The following is a 21,819-nucleotide window of genomic DNA, read 5'->3' on the forward strand; positions in this document are numbered from 1 at the left end:
GCCCCGTTCCCCGTCCGCGCACCGCCCGGAAGGCCCTTCGGTGTCCCAGTCCCCGTCAGCGCACACGTTCCAGGTCGACCTGCGCGGCCTGGTCGACCTGCTCTCCCACCACCTCTACTCCAGCCCCCGCGTCTACCTGCGGGAGCTGCTGCAGAACGCCGTCGACGCGATCACCGCCCGGCAGGCGGTCCAGCCGGGCGCACCGGCCAGGATCACCGTGCGGACCGGTGACACGCTCAGCGTCACCGACACCGGAGTCGGGCTGAGCGAGGCCGACGTCCACACCTTCCTCGCGACGATCGGGCGCAGCTCCAAGCGCGCCGCCGACGGGGAGATCGAGGCCGCCCGCGGCGACTTCATCGGCCAGTTCGGCATCGGTCTGCTGGCCTGCTTCGTGGTCGCCGACGAGATCACGGTCGTCAGCCGTCCGGCGACCGCGCCCGGCGCCCCGGCCGTGGAATGGCGCGGACGCTCCGACGGCAGCTACACGATCCGCACCCTCCCCGCCGACGCGCTGCCCGAGCCGGGCACCCGCGTGACGCTGACCCCGCGCGCCGACGCCCGCGAGTGGACGGAGCCCGAGCGGGTGGCCTCGCTGGCCCGGCACTACGGCAGCCTGCTGCGGCACGAGGTCACCGTCGTCGACCCGCGCGGCGAGAGCACCGCGGTCAACGAGACGCCGCCGTGGGAGCGCCGCCACGGCTCCCCGCTGGCCCGCGCCGAGGCGCTCGCCGAGCACTGCCGCGCGACGTTCGGCTTCACACCGCTCGACACCATCGACCTCGATCTGCCCGTCGCCGGGCTGCGGGGCGTGGCCTATGTGCTGCCGACCGCCGTCAACCCGTCGGAGCGGGCCGGGCACCGGGTGCACCTCAAGGGCATGCTGCTCTCGGACCGGGCCGCCGAACTCCTGCCGGAATGGGCCTTCTTCGTCCGCTGCGTCGTGGATGTCACCAGCCTGCGCCCGACCGCCTCACGCGAGGCGCTGTACGAGGACGAGACGCTGGCCGCCGTCCGCGACGCCCTCGGCGCCCGCATCCGGGACTGGCTGACCGGGCTCGCCGCCAGCGACCCGGTACTGCTGCGGCGCTTCATCGACAGCCACCACCTCGCCGTCAAGGCGCTGGCCCGCTACGACGACGCGCTGCTGCGGATGCTGCTGCCGTGGCTGCCCTTCGAGACGACGGACGGCAACGTCACGCTGGAGGAGTTCGCCCGCGCCCACCCCACGGTGCTGGTCACCCGCAGCGTCGACGAGTTCCGGCAGGTCGCGCCGATCGCGGCGGCCGCGGGCCTCGGCGTCGTCAACGGCGGCTACACCTACGACCGGGACCTGGTGCACCGGCTGCCCGAGATCCGTCCGGGCACCACGGTCACCGACCTGGACCCGGCCACCGTGACCGCGCACCTCGACCCCGTCGACTCGGCCGCCGAACTCGCCGCCGCCGCATTCCTCGCGGTCGCCCGCGAGGTCGTCGGCCAGTACGACTGCGACGTCGTCCTGCGGGCCTTCCAGCCGGTCACGGCGCCCGCGCTGCTCCTGGACGACCGCGAGGCACGCCACGAGCGCACCCGGGCCGGTCTCGCGCAGAGCAGCGACGGCCTGTGGGCGGACATCCTCGGCTCGCTGCGCACGGAGGCCCCGCGGGCCCAGCTGGTCCTCAACCACCTCAACCCGCTGGTGCGCAGGGCCGCCACCGTCACCGAGCGGGGGCTGGCCCTCACCACCGCCGAGGCCCTGTACGGGCAGGCGCTGCTGCTCACCCGGCGGCCGCTGAAGTCCTCCGAGAGCGCGCTGCTCAACCGGGCGTTCATCGGCCTGCTCACCCACGCCATGCACGACCAGGACGCCCCCGCGTCCGGGCCGGACGCCAAGGAGCACTGATGCTGGACACCCCCGAGGCCGTGTTCGAGGCGCTCCGCGAGAACAACGAGCGCCCCTACGGAACGCCCCGCACCGTGACCGCCGAGGAACTGGTCGAGGCGGCCGAGCAGTTCGAGGAGAAGGACGTCCTGGTGACGGCGCTTCTCGAACTCATGTCGGCGTACGAGTACGCCGCCGAGCACCGCAAGTCCCCGGTCGTCTTCGCCCGGATCCTCACGCTGTGGGAGGAGGTGCCCGGCTCCTTCAGCGAGTGGGAGGCCCGCCAGGTGCTGTGGCGCCACAAGTGGGTGACGACCTCGCTGCTCCAGGTGCCGGACGTCCCGCTGGCCACGGTCGACGGGTGGGTCGGCCGGATGCGTGACCGCTACCGCGCCGCCGGTGAGGGCCTGCAGCCGGTGGCGGCGATGCGGCACCGGATCGCCGCCCACACCGGCGCGGACCGCGAGACGGCCTGGGACCTGTGGGTCACGCGGCCCCGGGAGCGGCTCAGCGACTGCCTGGCCTGCGAGACCCGGCACCAGGGGCTGCACCACCTCCACGCGGGCGACGACGAACAGGCCCTGCGCACCTGGGAACCGGTCCTCGGCGGCGTCCAGAGCTGCGAGGAGGAGCCCTGGGTCACCCAGGCCCACGCCCTGCTGCCGCTGCTGCGCCTCGGCCGCACCGACGAGGCCCGCTCGTACCACCTGACCGGCTACCGGCACGCCCGGGGCCGCGTCGGCATGGCCGAGGAGACCGGTCTGCACGTGGAGTTCTGCGCGCTGTCCGGCAACGAGGGCCGGGCGCTGGAGATCCTCGCCGAGAACCGCGCCCTGTTCGACACCACCGGAGCCCCGCTCTCGCTGCTCGGCTTCCTCACCGGTGTCCAGGTCCTCACCCGGCGCCTGGTCGACGAGGGGTACGACACGACTCCCGTCGCCGGGCCGGTGGGACGCACCTGGACGGCGCGGGAACTGCTGGACCACGTGAGCGAGCAGGGCGACGCCCTGGCCGCGGCGTTCGACCGGCGCAACGGCACCGGCGCCGTCGGCGAGCGCCGCCGGGCGCGGCTCGCCCGGCGGCCGCCGCTCGCCGAGCCGCTGGCGCTCGGGCTGCGCACCGCGGCCGTGCCGTCGCCGGAGGGCGAGCCGGCGGCGACGGCCCCGCCGGTGGCCGCCTCCGCACGGGAGGTGCCCGAGGACTTCGTGGAACTGGTCCAGAAGGCACGTGAGTTGGCCGACGCGGGCCGTCCCGGCGACGAGGAGCTGTGGCGCCGGATCGCCGAGCGCGTCGGAGCCGACGGCCATGTCCACGATCCCCGGCTGGGGCCGGAGGAACGGCTGCGGGGCGAACTGGCCGAGCACCGCGCCTTCGCGGCGATGGAGGACGAGGACAAGGCGGCGGTCAAGGCCGCCCTCGCCGAGGCACGCGAGCTGTTCGCCCTGGCCGGCATGCCCGAGCGCGTGCTGACCGCCCGAGCGCGGCTGGCCTCGGTGGGCGTGGAGCCCGGCCCGGAGGCCGACGCGGGCCGGGCGGAGCTGGACACCGTCCTGGCCGAGGCCCGCGCGCTGGCGGACGAGGACACGGCCACCGCGGTCCGGCGCGCCTACTTCGTCGTGCTGCAGTGCCGCGCGTTCCTCGCGCACACCGAGGCGATGGCCGCGCTTCCCGACGTCCCGGCGGAGCTGCGCGAGCGCTTCGAGGCCGCCGTGGCCGAGGCCGTGGCCGAGTCGGAACGGCTCGGCGCCCCGGAGCGCACGGTCAACACCCGGGTGTACGCGGCGGATCTCGCGGCGCGCTCCGGTGATCCGGAGCGGGCCGAGCGGGAACTGCGGAGCGTGCTGCGGGTCGTGGAGGCGGCCGGGACACCCTGGCGCGGCACGCGCCCGCGAGGGCTGCTCGGCCAGGTGCTGCTGCAGCAGCACCGCCCCGAGGAGGCCATGGAGCAGTTCCACGGCGCGCTCGCCTCGGCCGCCGCGCACGGCGACACAGCGTTCCCGGTGGCGCGCACCCACGCGCTGCTCGGCCACGCCGCCGACCACGCGGGCGACCAGGGCGCGGCCGTGCGCCACCTGTCCGACGGCGCGTCACGGCTGGACCGCGAGGGCGACGCGGCGGGCGCCGCCGAGTTGCGGGTGGAGCTGGCGGACGTGCTCGCCCGCGCCGACCGCCAGGCGGACGCCGTCGCCGTGCTGGAGTCGCTGGTCGCGGACGAGGCCGCGGCCGGCATGGACGAACGTGCCCTGGCCCAGGCCCGGCTCCTGCTGGCGCGGGGACTGCGGGAGCTGGAGGAGCACCGCGCGAGCGCCGAGCAGTTCCTGCTGCTGGCCGACGCCGTCGAGCCGTGGGAGGAGCAGTTCACGCACACGCTCGTCGCCTCGGAGGCCGCCGTCGCCCTGCTCGCGGCCGGCCGTGAGGACGCGGCGCGCTCCGCGTACGACCGCGCCGTCGCCTCGCACGCCAAGGGGCCGAACCCGCACGCGGTCGCGGAGATGATGCGGGACTTCGCCGCGTACGCCGTGTCGGCCAAGGGCGCCGACGGCCTGGAGGACGCCCTGGGGCACCTGCGCAGGGCGGACGAGGTCCTGGCGGCACTGTCCGGGGACGACGAGGACGTCGCCCGCTGGTACCAGACCGGCGCCACGCACTACCAGCGCGGCCGGGCCTACGCCGGCGCCGAGCGCTTCCCCGAGGCGCTCGCCGAGCTGGAGCGGGCGATCGCCGCCCACGAGGAGGGCGGGGCGCAGGGCGAGGCGCCGCGCGCCGAGGCCGTCCGGGTCGCCGCGCTGGTCGAGGCGAACGGCCTCGGCCGGCCGGACGCCGCCCTGGCACGGCTCCGCGCCGCGATCACCCGCTGCCGGGAGGCGGGGCTCGACCAGGCGGCCGCGATCCTCTCCCGGGTCGGCGACGAGGTGTCCTCGCGCGGCCGGGGCTGACCTGCGCGGTGCGGGGGCATGCGGCGTCCGGGCCCTGCGTGGTCGCACCGGGCAGGGCGCCAGGGGCCGTTGACGCCCCTGGCGCCCGGTCCACCGGACCGGACCGGTCAGGACAGCACGGCGAGGCCGTCGAGTTCGACCATGGCCTCCTCGTCCCACAGGCGGGTGATGCCGATGACCGCCATCGCCGGGTAGTCGCGGCCGGCCAGGGCGCGCCAGATGCGGCCGAGTTCGGGCGCGTGGTCGCGGTAGGCGGCGACGTCGGTGGTGTGGACGGTGAGCCGGGCGAGGTCGGCGGGGGTGCCGCCGGCGGCCTGGAGCGCGGTGAGCAGGTTGATCAGCGCGTGCTCGAACTGGGCGGGGAGCGTCTCCCCGACGATCTTGCCCCCGGAGTCCAGCGCGGTCTGGCCCGCGAGGAGGACGAGGGTGCTCCCGGTGGCGGTGACGGCGTGGCTGAAACCGGTGGGCGGGGACAGCTCGGGCGGGTTGATCCGGTTGAGGGTCATGCGAAGAGCTCCTTGGCGATGATCGACCGCTGGACTTCGGTGGCGCCTTCGTAGATACGCGGTGCGCGGACCTCGCGGTAGAGGTGCTCCAGAAGGTGGCCGCGCTCCAGGGCGCGGGCCCCGTGGATCTGGACCGCGGCGTCGACGGCGTACTGGGCCGTCTCGGTGGCGAAGAGCTTGGCCATGGCGGAGCTGCGGGCGGTCCAGGCGGCGCCGGAGTCGTAGGCCTCGGCGGCGGCGTAGACCAGCAGGCGGGCGGCCTCGGTGCGGGTGGCCATCTCGGCCAGGGTGTGTGAGACGGCCTGAAGCTCCTTCAGGGGCGCGCCGAAGGCGGTGCGGGAGGCGGCGTGGGCGGCGGCCGCGTCCAGGGCGGCCTGCGCCATGCCGACCGCGAAGGCGCCGACGCTGGGGCGGAAGCGGTTGAGGGTGGTCATGGCGACCCTGAAGCCCCGGTCGACCTCCCCGATCACGTCCTGCTCCCCGACCGGTACCGCGTCGAAGCGCAGCCGCCCGATGGGGTGCGGGGAGAGCATGTCGAGGCGTTCGCCGCCGAGGCCGGGGCGGTCGGCGGGGACGGCGAACGCGGTGACCCCACGGGCCCCGGCGCCGGGTGTGGTCCGGGCGAAGACCGTGTAGACGTCGGCCTCGGGGGCGTTGGAGATCCAGCACTTCTCGCCGGTGAGCCGCCAGCCGCCGGGCGCGGGCTCCGCGGCCAGTTCGAGGGCGGCCGCGTCGGAACCGGCGCCCGGCTCGGTGAGCGCGAAGGCCGCGACGGCCTCGCCGGAGACGACACGCGGGATCCAGCGGGCGGCCAGCTCCGGGGACTCCAGCAGGGGGTGGGCGCCCAGGCCCTGCAGGGCGAGCGCCGTCTCGGCCTCGGTGCACTCGCGGGCCAGGGACTCCCGGAGCAGGCACAGCTCCAGGGCGGTGCCGGGGAAGAGGCGCGCGAGCAGGCCGAGTTCGCCGAGGGCGGCGAGCAGCGGGCGGTTGACCCGCCCGGGTTCACCGGCCTCCGCCAGCGGCCGCAGCCGTTCGGCGGCCCAATCACGGACCTGTGCACACCACTTGAGCTGTTCCGGGTCGAGCGCGAACGATGCCACGCGGCACCTCCCGTATCGCGTACCGTTGACTGCCGTCACAAACACGTTACGCTGAATCCGTCCGCAACCAGGGGCCAACGAGGGGCGAACCCGCCATGGACCTGCTGCCATCAGCTCACGTGGACACTTTCCCGCGGGATCACCTCCCGCCGCGTGACCAGTGGCCCGTCCTGACCCAAGACCTCCCCGAGCTGGCCTATCCGGGCCGGCTCAACTGCGGTACCGAACTCCTCGCGGCCGGACTGCCCGAGGCGCCCTGCCTGCGGATGCCGGACGGGGAGGTCTGGTCGTACGCGGATCTGCGCGCCGCCTCCGACCGCATCGCGCACGTGCTGACCGACGACCTCGGGGTGGTGCCCGGCAACCGCGTGCTGCTGCGCGGCCCCACCACGCCGTGGCTGGTGGCGTGCTGGTTCGCCGTCATGAAGGCGGGCGCGGTCGCGGTGACCGTGCTCGCGGCGCACCGCCCGCACGAGCTGGCGACGATCTGCGAGATCGCCTCCGTCCGGCACGCGCTGTGCGACATCCGCGCGGTCGACGACCTCGCCAAGTGCGAGGCGCCCGGGCTGCGCATCGCCACGTACGGCGGCGAGGCACCGGACGACCTGCTGCGGCTCGCCGCCGGCCGGCCGGACTCCTTCGCCGCGGTGGAGACCTCGTCCGACGACGTCGCGCTGATCGCCTTCACCTCCGGCACGACCGGAAGGCCCAAGGGCTGCATGCACTTCCACCGGGACGTGCTGGCGATCGCCGACACCTTCTCGGCGCACATACTGCGACCCACCTCCGCGGACGTGTTCGCCGGCAGCCCGCCGCTGGGCTTCACCTTCGGGCTGGGCGGCCTGGTCGTCTTCCCGCTGCGCGTGGGGGCGTCGGCACTGCTGCTGGAGCAGGCCGGCCCCGAGCAGCTCGCCCGCGCCGTCGCCGAGCACGGGGTGACCGTGCTGTTCACCGCGCCCACCGCCTACCGGGCCATACTCGCCTCGCACGGCTCCCGGGACCTGTCCTCGCTGCGTCGCTGCGTGTCCGCGGGCGAGAACCTGCCCGAGGCGACCTGGCACGCCTGGTACGAGTCGACGGGCCTGCGGATCATCAACGGCATAGGGGCCACGGAGCTGCTGCACATCTTCATCTCCGCCGCCGACGACGTGATCCGCCCGGGCACCACGGGCCTGCCGGTGCCGGGCTTCCAGGCCCGGGTCGTCGATCCCGTGACGCTGTCCCCCCTGCCGGACGGCGAGCCGGGGCTGCTGGCGGTGCGCGGCCCCACGGGCTGCCGCTACCTGGCGGACGAACGGCAGCGTGAGTACGTGCGGGGCGGCTGGAACATCACCGGCGACACCTATGTGCGTGAGGCGGACGGCTACTACCGCTACGTGGCCCGCGCCGACGACATGATCATCTCCTCGGGCTACAACATCGCGGGCCCCGAGGTCGAGGAGGCGCTGCTGCGCCACCCCGACGTGCGGGAGGTCGCGGTCATCGGCGTACCGGACGACCAGCGCGGCCAGATCGTCCGGGCCTTCGTCGTGCTGCGGGACGGGCCGCCGCGCGACGAGCACACGGTCGAGGCGCTGCGCTCCTTCACCCGTGAGGAGATCGCGAGCTACAAGTGCCCGCGCGAGATCGTCTTCATCGACGCCCTGCCCCGCACGCCCACCGGGAAACTGCAGCGCTTCCGGCTGCGCCACCTACAGTGATCGCGTGACCGAGCACACCCCCAGTTCGCTGATCGTGACCTTCTTCGGCGCCTACGGCCGGGCCGAGGCCTGGGACGGGCGGATACCCGTCGCCGGGCTGATCCGGCTGATGGGCGCCGTGGACGTGGACCCGCAGTCGGTACGCTCGGCGGTCTCCCGGCTCAAGCGCCGCGGCCTGCTGGAGCCGGACCGCGTCGCCGGCGCCGCGGGCTACGCCCTGTCCGAGGACGCCCGGCAGCTGCTCGCCGACGGCGACCGCCGCATCTACGGTCACCCGGCCGGCGGAGCCGGCGACCAGGAGTGGGTGCTCGCGGTCTTCTCCGTGCCGGAGAGCGAGCGGCACAAGCGGCACCTGCTCCGCTCCCGCCTGGCCCGGCTGGGCTTCGGCACCGCCGCCCCGGGCGTGTGGATCGCGCCCGCCCGCCTCCACGAGGAGGCCCTGCACACCCTGCGCCGGCTCGGCCTGGACACCTACGTCGACCTCTTCACCGGCACCCACCTCGGCTTCGAGCCGACGGCCGCGGCCGTGCGCCGCTGGTGGGACCTCGACGCCGTCGCCAAGCGCCACCACGCCTTCCTCGACGCCCACGAACCCGTGCTGCGCGCCTGGGCCGCCCGGGAGGCGACCCCGCCGCAGGAGGCCTTCGCGGACTACCTGCGCGCCCTCGACTCCTGGCGCCGCCTCCCCTACGCCGACCCGGGCCTGACGCCCGCCCTCCTCCCGCCCGACTGGCCCGGCGGCCGCGCCGCCGCCGTCTTCGAGGGCCTGCACGCGCGCCTGCACGACGCGGGGGCGGAGTTCGCGCGGTCCGCCGGCCCCACGGCGTGACCGCCCTGCTCCGGTGATCGTCGGCAGGATGTACGCCCGCGCCACCCGGCGGGGCATAACCTGACCACATCGGAGCGGAACCATGACGATCGAGGAGGTACGCGAGATGGCACTGCCCGCGACCGAACGCTCGGGCCCCGGCGGCGACGCCGTGCTCGCCGCCTTCCTCGACCTCACGGTGCCCGAGGGGTACCGCGCCGAGCTGATCGAGGGGGAGATCGTCGTGACCCCGCCGCCCGACGGAGACCACGAGGACATTCTCGGCCGCTTCGTCCGCCAGATGATCCGCAAGTCCCCCGCCGAGTTCTACACGTCCGGCGCCAAGGGGCTCATCACTCCGGCCGGCCGCTTCATCCCGGACCTGACGGTGGGCCCGGAAGGCGTGTTCGCGGGCAAGGACTCGTGGTTCGTCCCGGACGGGGTGGTCATGACTGTCGAGGTGACGTCGAGCCGCCCTGACAAGGACCGCGGCCCGAAGCGACGCGGCTACGCGGCCGCCGGCATCCCCTTCTACCTGCTGGTGGACCGCACCGAAGGCACCGTCACTCTGTACGGCGAGCCGGACGCCGAGGACTACCGGCAGGACGTCCGGGTGCTGTTCGGCAAGGAGCTCGACCTCCCCGAGCCGTTCTCGTTCGCCCTCGACACCTCCGCCTTCCGCTGAGGCGGCCGCCCCTCACACGTCCAGCGTGAGCCGGGGGCGGGGGGCGTCCGTGCGCCCCGTGGGCGGACGGCGGCTGCCGGCCTGGTACGGGAGGGGCCAGGGGGCGCCGGGGCCGGAGTAGCCCTGTTCGGCGGCGGCGTGGAGCGTCCAGTTGGGGTCGTAGAGGTGGGGTCGGGCGAGCGCGCACAGGTCGGCGCGGCCGGCGAGGATCAGGGAGTTGACGTCGTCCCAGGAGGAGATGGCGCCGACCGCGATGACGGGCAGGCCGAGTTCGTTGCGGATCCGGTCGGCGTAGGGGGTCTGGTAGGAGCGGCCGTAGTCGGGGGCCTCGTCGGGGACGACCTGGCCGGTGGAGACGTCGATGGCGTCGGCGCCGTGCGCGGCGAAGGCCCGGGCGATCTCCAGCGCGTCGTCGGCGGTCGTACCGCCCTCGGCCCAGTCGGTGGCGGAGATGCGGACGGTCATCGGGCGGTCGTCGGGCCACACCTCGCGGACGGCGTCGAAGACCTCCAGCGGGAAGCGCAGCCGTCCGGCCAGGTCGCGGCCGTAGGCGTCGGTGCGCCGGTTGGTGAGCGGCGAGAGGAAGGACGACAGCAGGTAGCCGTGGGCGCAGTGCAGCTCCAGCAGGTCGAACCCGGCGCGGGCGCCGCGTACGGCGGAGGCGGCGAACTGCTCGCGGATCGCGGCCAGTCCGGCGTCGTCCAGAGCGTGCGGGACCTGGCTGACGTGCGGGTGGTACGGCAGCGGGGAGGGGGCCGCGAGCGGCCAGTTGCCCTCGGGGAGCGGCTGGTCGATGCCCTCCCACATCAGCCGGGTGGAGCCCTTGCGACCGCTGTGGCCGAGCTGGAGGCCGATCGCGGAGCCGGGCCGGGCGTGCACGAAGTCGGTGACGCGGCGCCAGGCGGCCTCCTGCCCGTCGTTCCACAGGCCCGCGCAGCCGGGTGTGATCCGGCCCTCGGGGCTGACGCAGACCATCTCGGTCATGACCAGGCCCGCGCCGCCGAGGGCGCGGGCGCCGAGGTGGACGAGGTGGAAGTCGCCGGGGGTGCCGTCGGTGGCGGAGTACATGTCCATCGGCGAGACGACGACCCGGTTGCGCAGGGTCAGCCCTCGCAAGGTGAAGGGGGTGAACATCGGCGGGGTGTCCGGCCCGGTGCCGAACTCCCGCTCCACCGAGGCGGTGAAGTCCGCGTCGCGCAGCCGCAGGTTGTCGTGGGTGACCCGGCGGCTGCGGGTGAGCAGGTTGAAGGCGAACTGCCGGGGCGGCTGGGCGGCGTACTGCTCCAGGTGCTCGAACCACTCCAGGCTGGCCCGCGCGGCGCGCTGCGTGCTGGCGACCACCGGCTTGCGCTCGGCCTCGTAGGCGGCGAGCGCCTCGGGGACGCCGGGCTGCTCGTGCAGGCAGGCGGCGAGGGCGAGGGCGTCCTCCATGGCGAGCTTGGTGCCCGAGCCGATGGAGAAGTGCGCGGTGTGGGCGGCGTCGCCGAGCAGCACGATGTTCTTGTGCCGCCAGCGTTCGTTGACGACGGTGGTGAAGGCGATCCAGCGGGAGCGGTTGCCGCGCAGGCTGTGGCCGTGCAGGGCGTCGGCGAAGATCTTCTCGCAGCGGGCGATCGACTCGGCCTCGTCCAGCCGGTCCAGTCCGGCGCGCCGCCAGACGTCCTCGTGCATCTCCACGATGAAGGTGCTGACGCCGGGCCGGTACGGGTAGCCGTGGGCCTGCATCACGCCGTGCTCGGTCTCGGCGATCTCGAAGCGGAAGGCGTCCAGGGCGAGGTCGGTGGCGAGCCAGATGTAGCGGCAGCGGTGTCCGGTGAGGGTGGGCCGGAAGACGGCGGCGTGGGCGGCGCGGGTGGCGCTGCCCGCGCCGTCGGCGGCGACGACGAGGTCGTGGTCGCGGGCCAGCCGCTCGGCGGCCGGGGCGGCTTCGCGGGTGCGGACGGTCACGCCGAGGTCGCGGCAGCGGTCGTGGAGGATCGCCAGCAGCGTGCGCCGGTCCACCGCCGCGAAGCCGTGGCCGCCGGAGGTGACGGCGCGCCCGCGGTGGTGCACGTCGATGTCGTCCCAGCGGGTGAACTCCCTTTGCAGGGCGCGGAAGACGACCGGGTCGGCGTGCTCGATGCCGCCGAGCGTCTCGTCGGAGAGCACGACGCCGAAGCCGAAGGTGTCCTCGGGCGCGCCGCGCTCCCAGACGGTGATGTCGCGTTCGGGGTCGAGGCGTTTGAGCAGTGCGGCCGCGTAGAGTCCGCCGGGGCCGCCGCCGATGATGGCCACCCGCACGGTTACCGGCCCTTCCAGTTGGGGGTGCGCCTGCCGGTGAACGCGGCGTGGAACTCGGCGTAGTCCTCGCTGGTCATCAGGAGCGCCTGGGTCGCGGCGTCCATCTCCACCGCGGCGGCGAGCGGCATGTCGAGTTCCGCGGTGAGCAGCGCCTTGGTCTGCGCGTACGCCAGCGCCGGGCCTGTGGCCAGGCGTTTGGCGAGGGCGGCGGCGCTGGCGTCCGCCTGGCCGTCGTCGACGAGTTCGCTGACGAGGCCGATGCGGTCGGCCTCCGCGGCGGGCAGGGTGTCGCCGAGCATCAGCAGCCGGGTGGCGTGGCCGAGTCCGACGATGCGCGGCAGCAGGTAGGCGGCGCCCATGTCGGCGCCCGCGAGGCCGACCTTGGTGAAGAGGAAGGCGAAGCGGGCGGAGCGCTCGACGATCCGGAAGTCGCTGGCGAGGGCGATGACCGAGCCGGCTCCGGCCGCGACGCCGTGGACGGCCGCGACGACGGGGAAGGGGGCCTCGCGGATGGCGCGGACGACCTGTCCGGTCATGCGGGTGAAGTCGAGCAGTTGTCCGGCGCCCATGGCGAGGGTGGCGCCGATGATCTCGTCGACGTCCCCGCCGGAGCAGAAGCCCCGGCCGGCCCCGGCGAGGACCAGCACACGGGTGTCGCCGTGGTGCGGCAGTTCGGTGAGCAGGTCGCGCAGGTCGGCGTAGGCGCCGAAGGTGAGCGCGTTGAGCTTGTCGGGGCGGTCGAGGGTGACGGTGACGACACCGTCGGCGCGCTCGACCCGCAGGTGCCGCCACTCCTCGGTACGGCCTGCGGAGCCTCGGTAGGGGCTCATGGGGACGTCCTCCTTCACGGGGGAGGCAGGCTTGCCACCACCGCGAAGTTATCACCCCTTCGTGACCGCCGTCACGAGTGCGCGATAGATGCGGCGCCTCACGCGCCTCCCAGCGTGGCGACGAGGACGGCCTTGATGGTGTGCATCCGGTTCTCGGCCTGGTCGAAGACGATGGAGTGCGCCGACTCGAAGACCTCGTCGGTGACCTCCAGAGAGGTCAGCCCGTGCCTCGCGTGGATCTCCCGGGCCAGGGCGGTGCCGAGGTCGTGGAACGCGGGCAGACAGTGCATGAACTTCGCGTCGGGACGGCCGGTGGCCCGCAGCACGTCCATGGTCACGGCGTACGGCTTCAGCAGCGCGATGCGCTCGTCCCAGACCTCGGCGGGCTCGCCCATCGACACCCAGACGTCGGTGTGGACGAACTCCGCGCCGGCGACGCCCTCGGCGACGTCGGCGGTCAGGGTGACCCGGGCGCCCGTGGCCTCCGCGAGGCGCCGGGCCTCGGCGACGACCGACTCGTCCGGCCACAGCCGCTCCGGGGCGACGATGCGTACGTCCATGCCGAGGAGGGCGCCGGTGACCAGCAGCGAGTTGCCCATGTTGGAGCGGGCGTCGCCGAGGTAGGCGTAGGCGGTCTCCGCCAGCGGGGAACGGGAGTGCTCCGCCATGGTGAGCACGTCGGCGAGCATCTGGGTCGGGTGCCACTGGTCGGTGAGGCCGTTCCACACCGGCACCCCGGCGTGGGCGGCCAGTTCCTCGATGACCTCCTGGCCCGTGCCGCGGTACTCGATGCCGTCGAACATCCGGCCGAGCACCCGGGCGGTGTCCTTCACCGACTCCTTGTGGCCGAGCTGGGAGCCGGCCGGGTCCAGGTAGGTCGTGGAGGCGCCCTGGTCGGCCGCGGCGACCTCGAAGGCGCAGCGGGTGCGGGTGGAGGTCTTGGCGAAGATCAGGGCGATGTTCCGGCCCGTGAGCCGCCGGACCTCGGCGCCCGCCTTCTTGGCCTTCTTCAGCTCGGCGGCCAGCTCGACCAGCCCGCGGAACTCCTCGGGGGCGAAGTCCAGTTCCTTGAGGAAGTGGCGGCCCGTGAGGTCGATGGCCATGGGGGCTCCTAGGTCGGGGTCGGCCGGGTGCCGAACATGAGTGCGCCGGGACCGTGGAAGTCTATACGAATACTCGCATCCTTATACAGCCCCAGCGGCCCCGGCCACGGATCGCCCCCGTCAGACCGGGTCCCGCTCGATGGGGCAGCTCATGCAGCGCGGACCGCCGCGGCCGCGACCGAGTTCGCTCCCGGGGATCTCTATGACCTCGATGCCGCGCTTGCGCAGGAAGGTGTTGGTGGTGACGTTGCGCTCGTACGCCAGGACGACGCCCGGCTCCAGTGCGAGCACGTTGCACCCGTCGTCCCACTGCTCGCGCTCGGCGGAGTGGACGTCCTGGGTCGCGGTGAGCACCCGGATGTCGTCCAGGCCCAGGGCCGCCGCGATCGCCCGGTGCATGTGCTCCGGCGGGTGGTCGGTGACCTTGAGGTCGCGCTCCCCGGCGCCGGGCTCGATGGTGTACGAGCGCAGCATGCCCAGGCCCGCGTACTTGGTGAAGGTGTCGCCGTCGACCATGGTCATCACGGTGTCCAGGTGCATGAAGGCGCGGCGCTTGGGCATGTCCAGGGCCACGATCGTGGTGGCCGACCCCGCGTTGAACAGCCGCTGGGCCAGCATCTCCACGGCCTGCGAGGTGGTGCGCTCGCTCATGCCGATGAGGACCGCGCCGTTGCCGATCACCAGGACGTCGCCGCCCTCGATCGTGGACGGGTAGGCCGCCTGGCCCTCCGACCACACGTGGAAGGAGCCGCCCGCGAAGAGCGGGTGGTGGCGGTAGATCGCCTCGTAGTGGATCGTCTCGTGCCAGCGGGCCGGCCAGCGCATCGCGTTGATGCTGACCCCGTCGTAGACCCAGGCCGAGGTGTCCCGGGTGAAGATGTGGTTGGGCAGCGGGTCGAGCAGGAAGTCGTCCAGGTCCATCACATGGAAGCGGACCGAGGTCGGCTCGGCGAAGCGGGCCAGGAACTCCCGCTTGGTCATACCGCCGACCAGGGCCTCGGTCAGCTCGGCCGCGGACAGCTCGTCGAAGGCGGCGCGCAGGTGGTCGGTGACCACCGGGCCGTACTCCTTCTCGTCGAAGACCCGGTCCAGCACCATGCTCCGGGCCTGGGGCAGGTTCAGCGTCTCCCGCAGCAGGTCACCGAAGAGGTGCACGGCCACGCCCCGGTCGCGCAGCACGTCGGCGAAGCCGTCGTGCTCGGCGCGGGCCCGGCGCACCCACAGGACGTCGTCGAAGAGCAGGGCGTCCTTGTTCGACGGCGTGAGCCTTTTCAGCTCCAGGTCGGGGCGGTGGAGGATGACACGGTGCAGCCGCCCTGCCTCGGAGTCCACATGGAATGCCATGGAGCTAGACATTCCCACTTGGCAAGGGTTTACCGCCAGGGAGGGGCGGGCACCCGGGTGCCCGCCCCCCGTCCGTCACAGCCGGGGGTCCACCGGCTCGGACTCCAGGGCCAGGAGGGCGAAGACCGCCTCGTGCACACGCCACAGGGGCTCGCCCGCGGCCTGCCGGTCCAGCGCCTCCAGGCCCAGCGCGTACTCGCGCAGCGCGAGGGAGCGCTTGTGGCCCAGGGCCCGGGAGCGGAGCCTGACCAGCTGGTCGGGCCGGGTGTACTCCGGACCGTAGATGATCCGCAGGTACTCCCGGCCGCGGCACTTGACGCCGGGCTGGACCAGGCGGTTGCCGTCCTCGGTGCGCACCAGGGCCTGGAGCGGCTTGACGACCATGCCCTCGCCGCCGGCCTCGGTCAGCTCCAGCCACCACCGCGTACCGGCGGCCACCGACTCCTCGTCGCCGGTGTCGACCAGCAGCCTGCGGGTCTCCTGCAGGAGCCCCGTCGGGTCGTTCGCGACCAGGCGGTCGATGAGCGCCAGCTGGCCGTCGTGCGGGAGCGCGGCGAGACTGCGGCCCTGGACGGCCAGGATCTGGAAGGGCGCCAGCCGCACCCCGTCCAGGCCCTCGGTCGTCCAGCAGTAGCGCCGGTACGCCTCGGTGAAGGCGGCCGCGTCGGCGGACCGGCCGCGCTGCCGCTCCAGCAGGCCCGCCACGTCGGTGCCCCGCGCGGCGGCGGACTCCAGGGCGGCGAGCGCGCCCGGGAAGACCGCGCCGGAGGCGGCGCCCACGGCGGCGTACTGCTTGCGCAGCAGACCGGAGGCCTTCAGGGACCAGGGCATCAGCTCGGCGTCGAGCAGCAGCCAGTCCGTGCCGAGCTCGTCCCAGAGCCCGGCGGCGCTGACGGAGGCCCGCAGCCGGTCCAGGACCTGCTCGGTGACGGCCGGGTCGTCGAAGAACGGACGGCCCGTGCGGGTGTGCAGGGCGCCCGTCACGCCGCCGGTCACACCGAAGCGCTCGCCGGCCGTCTCCGCGTCGCGGCACACCAGCGCCACGGCACGGGAACCCATGTGCTTCTCCTCGCAGAGCACCTGGCCGACGCCGTCCGCCCGGTAGGCGGCGAACGCCTCGTGCGGGTGCTCCAAATAGCCCTCCAGCTGCGACGTCGCGCACGGCGACATCGTCGGCGGCAGGTACATCAGCAGCCGCGGGTCGACCGCGAAGCGGCTCATGACCTCCAGCGCGGCGGCCGCGTTCTCCTCGCGGACGGCCACCCGGCCGTGGTGCGCTGTCTCCACGACACGGCGGCCGGTGACGTCGGCGAGGTCCAGCGGCCGCCCGTCCTGCCCGCCGGGCGCCTCGCTCGCCAGGGGCTTCGCCGGCTCGTACCAGACCCGCTCGGCGGGGACGTCGACGATCTCGCGCTCGGGCCAGCGCAGGGCCGTCATCCGCCCGCCGAAGACTGCGCCGGTGTCCAGGCAGATCGTGTTGTTGATCCACGACGTGCTCGGCACGGGTGTGTGGCCGTAGACGACGGCGGCGCGGCCGCGGTAGTCCTCGGCCCACGGGTAGCGCACGGGCAGGCCGAACTCGTCGGTCTCGCCCGTGGTGTCGCCGTACAGGGCGTGCGAGCGGACCCGGCCGGACGTGCGGCCGTGGTACTTCTCGGGCAGGCCGGCGTGGCAGACGACCAGCTTGCCGCCGTCGAGTACGTAGTGGCTGACGAGTCCGTCGATGAACTCGCGCACCTGCTCCCGGAAGGCGGGGTCCCGCTGGTCCTCCTTCTCCAGCTGCTCGATGGTCTCGGCGAGGCCGTGGGTGTGCTGGACCTGCTTGCCCCTCAGCCAGCGGCCCAGCTTGTTCTCGTGGTTGCCGGGAACGCACAGGGCGTCGCCCGCGGCGACCATGCCCATGACGCGGCGCAGCACGCCGGGGCTGTCGGGGCCGCGGTCGACGAGGTCTCCGACGAAGACCGCCGTGCGGCCCTCCGGGTGGACGCCGTCGACGTAGCCCAGCTTGCCGAGCAGGGTCTCCAGCTCGGAGCTGCAGCCGTGGATGTCGCCGATGATGTCGAACGGTCCGGTGAGCTCGCGCTTGTCGTTGTAGCGGCGCTCCAGCACGACCTCGGCCGCCTCGACCTCCTCGGTGCCGCGCAGGATGTGCACCTTGCGGAAGCCCTCGCGCTCCAGCTGCCGCAGGGAGCGGCGCAGCTCGCGCTGCTGGCGCTGCACGACGTGCCGGGGCAGGTGGGCGCGGTCGGGACGGGAGGCGTTCCGCTCGACGCAGACCTGCTCGGGAACGTCGAGGACGATCGCGATGGGCAGCACGTCGTGCTCGCGGGCGAGCCGGACGAGTTGGCGGCGGCTCTCCTGCTGGACGCTGGTGGCGTCGATGACGGTGAGCCGGCCGGCGGCCAGCCGCTTGGCCGCGATGTAGTGCAGCACGTCGAAGGCGTCGCCGCTGGCGCCCTGGTCGTTCTCGTCGTCGCTGACCAGGCCGCGGCAGAAGTCCGAGGAGATCACCTCGGTGGGCTTGAAGTGGCGCCGGGCGAACGTCGACTTGCCGGAGCCGGTGGTGCCGATCAGGACCACGAGGGACAGATCGGTCACCGGGAGGGTGCGCTTGCCGGTCATACGGGGGTGACCTCCTTCGCGGTCGTGGTGGTCGTGCTGGTCGTGCTGGTCGTGGGGGTCAGGGTGAAGACGGCCATCTGGGTGGGCGGGCCGACCTCGAGGTCGTCGGGGCCGACGGGGACGAAGCGCACGCCGTAGCCGTGCCGGCCGGCGACCTGCTCCGCCCACGAGCGGAACTCCTCGCGGGTCCACTCGAAGCGGTGGTCCGCGTGCCGGACGTGCCCGGCGGGCAGCGTCTCCCAGCGCACGTTGTACTCGACGTTCGGCGTGGTCACGAGCACCGTCGCGGGGCGTGCCGAACCGAAGACGGCGTACTCCAGGGCGGGCAGCCGGGGCAGGTCGAGGTGCTCGACGACCTCGCTGAGCACCGCGGCGTCGTAGCCCTTGAGCCGGGCGTCGGTGTACGTCAGGGAGCCCTGCACCAGCCGGACCCGGGAGGACTGCCGCTCGCCCATGCGGTCGAGCCGCAGCCGCCGCGCGGCCTCGCCCAGGGCCCGGGACGACACGTCGACGCCGAGGACCTCGGTGAAGCGGACGTCCTTCAGCAGCGCGCCGACCAGCTGGCCCTGGCCGCAGCCGAGGTCGAGTACGCGGTTCGCTCCGGCGTCGCGCAGCTCCGCCAGGATCGCCTCGCGGCGCTGCACCGCCAGCGGCAGCGGCTTGTCCTCGGTGTCCACCTCCTCGTCGACGGCGTTGTCCAGCTCCTCGGCCTCGCTGTCGTCCGCCTCGGCGAGCCGGGCCAGTTCCAGCCGCTCCATGGCCTGCCGGGTCAGGGACCAGCGGCGGGAAAGGTAACGGCTGGTGATCAGCCGCTGCTCCGGGTGGGCGGCGAGCCATCCGTTGCCCATGCGCAGCAGTTTGTCGACCTCGTCGGGCGACACCCAGTAGTGCTTGGCGTCGTCCAGGACCGGGAGCAGCACATACAGGTGCCTGAGGGCCGTGGACAGCCGCATCTCGCCCTCCAGTACCAGCCGCACGTAGCGCGACTCGCCCCACGCGGGGAACATCTCGTCCAGCGCGACCGGTTCGGCCTCGACGGTCCAGCCCAGCGGCTCGAAGAGCCGGCGCACCAGGACGGCGCCGCCGCGCGCGGGCACGGCGGGGATCTCGATCCGCAGCGGCAGGGGCTGCGCGGCCCGCTCGGGGCGGGCGTCGCAGACGCCCCTCAGGGCGCTGGCGAACACCGTGCGGAGGGCGACCGCGAGCAGCGACGAGGCGGCGTAGGGCCGGTCGTTGACGTACTGGCCGAGCGCGGAGTCCGGGGCCCCGCCCCGGCCCTTGCCCTTGCCGCGCCGGACCAGCGCCACCGGATCGACCTCCAGCAGCAGCGCGGCGGTGCACCGTTGCTCGGACGCCACGGGGTAGAAGACGTGGGCGTCGCCGTAGGAGGTCGAGAAGACCTGGGCCTTCTCCGGATGCTTGTGCAGCAGGAAGCCGAGGTCCGTGGCGGGCATGCCGCCGCTGCCGGTGGTCGTTATCGTCAGGAACACCGCCTGAGTATCGCCTGTCCACCCCCATCCTCAACAGCGGTTTTCCCCGGCTGGACGGCGAGCGCGCGGGCGAGGGCGGATATCTGTGCGGGCCCGACCCGGCAGCATCCGCCGATGAGCCGGGCACCGGCCCGCTGCCAGGCGGCGGCAAGGGCCGGGTCGAAGGCCCGGGCCCCGCTCCAGTCGCGGGCCCGTCCGTCCCAGTTCTCACCGCTGTTGGGGTAGACGACCACGGGCCGGTCCACGGTCGCCGCCGCCGTCTCCACAGCGCGGGTGGCGTCCGCGGGGTCGCAGCAGTTGACGCCGACGGCGATCACCGCGTCCGTGTCCGCTGCGATCCGGAAGGCCTCCTCCAGGGGCTGCCCGGCCCGGGTCGCCCCGCCCGCGACGGTGTAGCTGAGCCAGACCGGCAGGCCGAGGCCCTCGGCGATCCTCAGCAGCGCCTCCGCCTCGTCGGTGTCCGGCACGGTCTCCAGCGCCAGGACGTCCGGGCCGGCTTCGGCCAGCGTCTCCATCCTGGGCCGGTGGAAACGCTCCAGTTCCGCGACGCTCAGCCCGTAGCGGCCCCGGTACTCGCTGCCGTCCGCGAGCATCGCGCCGTACGGTCCCACGGAGGCCGCCACCCACACGTCGTCGCGGTCGCGGGCGGCGGCGCGGGCGAGGGCGACGCTGCGCCGCAGCAGGGCACCCGCCTCCTCCCGCCCGATGCCGCGTGCGGCGAAGCCCTCGTAGGTGGCCTGGTAACCCGAGGTGATGAGCACCCGCGCGCCCGCCCGCACATAGGCCGTGTGCGCCGCCTCGATCTGCTCCGGCGCGTCGGCGAGCAGGCGGGCGGACCACAGCGCGCCGTCCAGGTCGCAGCCCTGGTCGGCGAGCTGGTTGGACAGCCCGCCGTCGAGGACGACGGCGCCCTCGGCGAGGGCCTGCGCCAGGGGCCGGGTCGGTGCGGACATCGCGGGTGCTCCTCACGTGGTGCGCGGGGCTCAGCCGAGCTGCGACTGGACCCCGGAGGCGATCAGTTCCAGGTGCCCGAGGTCGCTCAGGTCCAGGATCTGCAGGTAGAAGCGGGTGGCGCCGAGCTCGGCGTAGCGGCCGATCGTGTCGACGACCTCGGCGGGGGAACCGGCGAGGCCGTTGGCCTTGAGCTCGTCGACCTCACGGCCGATGGCTGCGGCCCTGCGGGCGACCTCGGCGTCGTCCTTTCCGACGCACACGACGAGGGCGTTGGAGTAGACGATCTCGTCCTTGCCCCGGCCGTGCTCCTCGGCGGCCTCCCGCACGCGGGCGAACTGCGAGGCGGTGTCCTCCAGCGAGCCGAACGGCAGGTTGAACTCGTCCGCGTAGCGGGCGGCGAGCCGCGGGGTGCGCCGGGCACCGTGTCCGCCGATGAGGACGGGGACCTTCGCCTGGGCGGGCTTGGGCAGAGCGGGGGAGTTCTCCACCGTGTAGTGCGTGCCCTTGAAGTCGAAGGTCTCGCCGAGCGGGGTCTCCCAGAGGCCGGTGACGATGGCGAGCTGCTCCTCCAGCCTGGCGAACTTCTCCTTCGGGAACGGGATGCCGTACGCGGCGTGCTCGTCCGCGTACCATCCCGCGCCCAGGCCCAGCTCGACGCGGCCGCCCGACATCTGGTCCACCTGCGCGACCTGGATGGCGAGCACACCGGGGAGCCGGAAGGTGGCGGCGGTCATCAGGGTGCCGAGCCGGATCCGCTTGGTCTCACGGGCGAGGCCGGCCAGGGTGATCCACGCGTCGCTCGGCCCCGGCAGACCGTCCGCGTCGCCCATCCTGAGGTAGTGGTCGGAGCGGAAGAAGGCGTCGAACCCGAGCTCCTCGGTCGCCTTGGCGACGGAGAGCAGGGTGTCGTACGAGGCCCCTTGCTGGGGCTCGGTGAAGATTCGAAGATCCATGACTCCATCCTGCACCTCTTCGCCCGGAATCGATCGGCGACCTGTCGTGTGTGGCACCCACCCGGACCGGAGAAGACTGCAGTCCGCCAACTTGGCTTCTGATATGCCGACTTGATGCTCATGCGCCCTCCCGCTGCCGTGCCTCGACCGCGCGCAGGAGCACACCCACCCGGTCCTTGGACTCGTCGGCGGCGTCGACCGCCTCGATGCACTGCCAGTACTCCGTCTCGCTCTCGGCGGTGCAGGCCACCGCGACCAGGGCCATACCCAGCTCCGACAGCAGTTCTCGCAGCTCGCGCAAGGTCCCGGCGGGTTCGCGCACATCGGTGAGCAGGGACGCGCGCAACGCGAGGGCCGCCACCCCGGGCGGCCCCGTGGCACCGCACGCCCGGCCGCCCGCCTCACAGACGGAGAATCCGGGAGTGCGCAGCTCGGGGGCCCCGTGGAGCGCGAGGTGGCTGCCGATGGCCTCCGTCAGCGCCTGGACCTGCCAGGCCTCCGCCATCAGCTCACGCTCGGTCCCCCCGCTCCTCAGCGCCTCCCGCGTGGCCCTGATCAGCCGTACCGCGTCCATCACGACGCACCTCCCCCGTCTCCGCCCCGTCGATCCCGTTCCTCACTCAGAGTGACGGATCATGACGCGA

General features: G+C 73.7%; 16 protein-coding genes. 5 read left to right on the forward strand and 11 right to left on the reverse strand.

The features are described 5' to 3' along the window. The first annotated feature begins 40 nt into the window (after window positions 1-40). On the forward strand, window positions 41-1,885 hold the full coding sequence (locus PV342_RS03385; protein ID WP_018563241.1) for an HSP90 family protein: 1,845 nt from the start codon (window positions 41-43) through the stop codon (window positions 1,883-1,885). After that, complete coding sequence (locus PV342_RS03390) at window positions 1,885-4,800, forward strand: hypothetical protein (RefSeq protein WP_500315771.1); 2,916 nt, start codon at window positions 1,885-1,887, stop codon at window positions 4,798-4,800. The genes PV342_RS03385 and PV342_RS03390 overlap by 1 nt, the downstream gene beginning before the upstream one ends. Window positions 4,801-4,907: 107 nt before the next feature. On the opposite strand, the gene PV342_RS03395 is transcribed toward PV342_RS03390, so the two are convergent. Together PV342_RS03395 and PV342_RS03400 are read right to left on the reverse strand one after the other, a co-directional pair. Beyond that, the gene (locus PV342_RS03395) at window positions 4,908-5,306 is read right to left on the reverse strand and encodes a RidA family protein (RefSeq protein ID WP_329185213.1); all 399 of its coding nucleotides are present in this window, start codon (window positions 5,304-5,306) and stop codon (window positions 4,908-4,910) included. Then, window positions 5,303-6,406 carry an acyl-CoA dehydrogenase family protein gene (locus PV342_RS03400; RefSeq protein WP_386987233.1) on the reverse strand — a complete coding sequence of 368 codons (1,104 nt, stop codon included), beginning with the start codon at window positions 6,404-6,406 and terminating at the stop codon, window positions 5,303-5,305. Before PV342_RS03400 ends, PV342_RS03395 begins: the two co-directional genes overlap by 4 nt. Window positions 6,407-6,501: 95 nt before the next feature. Between PV342_RS03400 and PV342_RS03405 the strand changes: the two genes are divergently transcribed. The 3 genes from PV342_RS03405 (at window position 6,502) to PV342_RS03415 (ending at window position 9,599) form a co-directional block, all read left to right on the forward strand. Next, window positions 6,502-8,106 carry an AMP-binding protein gene (locus PV342_RS03405; protein WP_400795662.1) on the forward strand — a complete coding sequence of 535 codons (1,605 nt, stop codon included), beginning with the start codon at window positions 6,502-6,504 and terminating at the stop codon, window positions 8,104-8,106. A gap of 4 nt (window positions 8,107-8,110) precedes the next feature. Then, window positions 8,111-8,935 carry a PaaX family transcriptional regulator gene (locus tag PV342_RS03410; protein WP_400795659.1) on the forward strand — a complete coding sequence of 275 codons (825 nt, stop codon included), beginning with the start codon at window positions 8,111-8,113 and terminating at the stop codon, window positions 8,933-8,935. An 82-nt stretch (window positions 8,936-9,017) separates the two neighbouring features. Continuing rightward, window positions 9,018-9,599 carry a Uma2 family endonuclease gene (locus PV342_RS03415; protein ID WP_386987242.1) on the forward strand — a complete coding sequence of 194 codons (582 nt, stop codon included), beginning with the start codon at window positions 9,018-9,020 and terminating at the stop codon, window positions 9,597-9,599. 12 nt (window positions 9,600-9,611) lie between these two features. Here PV342_RS03415 and PV342_RS03420 read toward each other — a convergent pair whose 3' ends face one another. From PV342_RS03420 to PV342_RS03460, 9 genes are all read right to left on the reverse strand, one after another. Continuing rightward, the gene (locus PV342_RS03420) at window positions 9,612-11,879 is read right to left on the reverse strand and encodes a bifunctional salicylyl-CoA 5-hydroxylase/oxidoreductase (RefSeq protein ID WP_400795655.1); all 2,268 of its coding nucleotides are present in this window, start codon (window positions 11,877-11,879) and stop codon (window positions 9,612-9,614) included. Window positions 11,880-11,881: 2 nt separating this feature from the next. Further along, window positions 11,882-12,709, reverse strand: a complete 828-nt coding sequence (locus PV342_RS03425) for an enoyl-CoA hydratase family protein (RefSeq protein ID WP_018563249.1) — start codon at window positions 12,707-12,709, stop codon at window positions 11,882-11,884. A gap of 98 nt (window positions 12,710-12,807) precedes the next feature. Continuing rightward, entirely contained in the window at window positions 12,808-13,812 is a 1,005-nt protein-coding gene (gene argF, locus PV342_RS03430) for an ornithine carbamoyltransferase (RefSeq protein ID WP_400795651.1), read from the reverse strand. A 120-nt stretch (window positions 13,813-13,932) separates the two neighbouring features. Next, the gene (locus PV342_RS03435; RefSeq protein WP_329185225.1) at window positions 13,933-15,156 is read right to left on the reverse strand and encodes an arginine deiminase; all 1,224 of its coding nucleotides are present in this window, start codon (window positions 15,154-15,156) and stop codon (window positions 13,933-13,935) included. 75 nt (window positions 15,157-15,231) lie between these two features. Further along, window positions 15,232-17,778, reverse strand: coding sequence for a polynucleotide kinase-phosphatase (locus tag PV342_RS03440; RefSeq protein ID WP_500315772.1), 2,547 nt, complete (start codon window positions 17,776-17,778; stop codon window positions 15,232-15,234). Then, window positions 17,775-19,268, reverse strand: a complete 1,494-nt coding sequence (locus tag PV342_RS03445) for a 3' terminal RNA ribose 2'-O-methyltransferase Hen1 (RefSeq protein ID WP_500315773.1) — start codon at window positions 19,266-19,268, stop codon at window positions 17,775-17,777. Before PV342_RS03445 ends, PV342_RS03440 begins: the two co-directional genes overlap by 4 nt. Next, the gene (gene mmuM, locus PV342_RS03450; protein ID WP_400795641.1) at window positions 19,259-20,221 is read right to left on the reverse strand and encodes a homocysteine S-methyltransferase; all 963 of its coding nucleotides are present in this window, start codon (window positions 20,219-20,221) and stop codon (window positions 19,259-19,261) included. The genes PV342_RS03445 and mmuM overlap by 10 nt, the downstream gene beginning before the upstream one ends. Before the next feature lie 30 nt (window positions 20,222-20,251). Beyond that, window positions 20,252-21,175 carry an LLM class F420-dependent oxidoreductase gene (locus PV342_RS03455; protein WP_386987262.1) on the reverse strand — a complete coding sequence of 308 codons (924 nt, stop codon included), beginning with the start codon at window positions 21,173-21,175 and terminating at the stop codon, window positions 20,252-20,254. Window positions 21,176-21,293: 118 nt separating this feature from the next. Further along, a complete protein-coding gene (locus PV342_RS03460; protein ID WP_018563256.1) occupies window positions 21,294-21,749 on the reverse strand; it encodes a DUF6099 family protein in 456 nt (151 codons plus the stop codon). Window positions 21,750-21,819: the final 70 nt, after the last annotated feature.

Source organism: Streptomyces sp. PA03-3a (assembly GCF_033792735.1).
GTDB lineage: Bacteria > Actinomycetota > Actinomycetes > Streptomycetales > Streptomycetaceae > Actinacidiphila.

Coding starts and splice junctions, on each gene's coding strand:
- PV342_RS03405 (WP_400795662.1), top strand. CDS start 6,502: ATGGACCTGCTGCCATCAGCTCACGTGGACACTTTCCCGCGGGATCAC.
- PV342_RS03390 (WP_500315771.1), top strand. CDS start 1,885: ATGCTGGACACCCCCGAGGCCGTGTTCGAGGCGCTCCGCGAGAACAAC.
- argF (WP_400795651.1), bottom strand. CDS start 13,812: ATGGCCATCGACCTCACGGGCCGCCACTTCCTCAAGGAACTGGACTTC.
- PV342_RS03425 (WP_018563249.1), bottom strand. CDS start 12,709: ATGAGCCCCTACCGAGGCTCCGCAGGCCGTACCGAGGAGTGGCGGCAC.
- PV342_RS03440 (WP_500315772.1), bottom strand. CDS start 17,778: ATGACCGGCAAGCGCACCCTCCCGGTGACCGATCTGTCCCTCGTGGTC.
- PV342_RS03435 (WP_329185225.1), bottom strand. CDS start 15,156: ATGGCATTCCATGTGGACTCCGAGGCAGGGCGGCTGCACCGTGTCATC.
- PV342_RS03455 (WP_386987262.1), bottom strand. CDS start 21,175: ATGGATCTTCGAATCTTCACCGAGCCCCAGCAAGGGGCCTCGTACGAC.
- PV342_RS03415 (WP_386987242.1), top strand. CDS start 9,018: ATGACGATCGAGGAGGTACGCGAGATGGCACTGCCCGCGACCGAACGC.
- PV342_RS03460 (WP_018563256.1), bottom strand. CDS start 21,749: ATGGACGCGGTACGGCTGATCAGGGCCACGCGGGAGGCGCTGAGGAGC.
- mmuM (WP_400795641.1), bottom strand. CDS start 20,221: ATGTCCGCACCGACCCGGCCCCTGGCGCAGGCCCTCGCCGAGGGCGCC.
- PV342_RS03395 (WP_329185213.1), bottom strand. CDS start 5,306: ATGACCCTCAACCGGATCAACCCGCCCGAGCTGTCCCCGCCCACCGGT.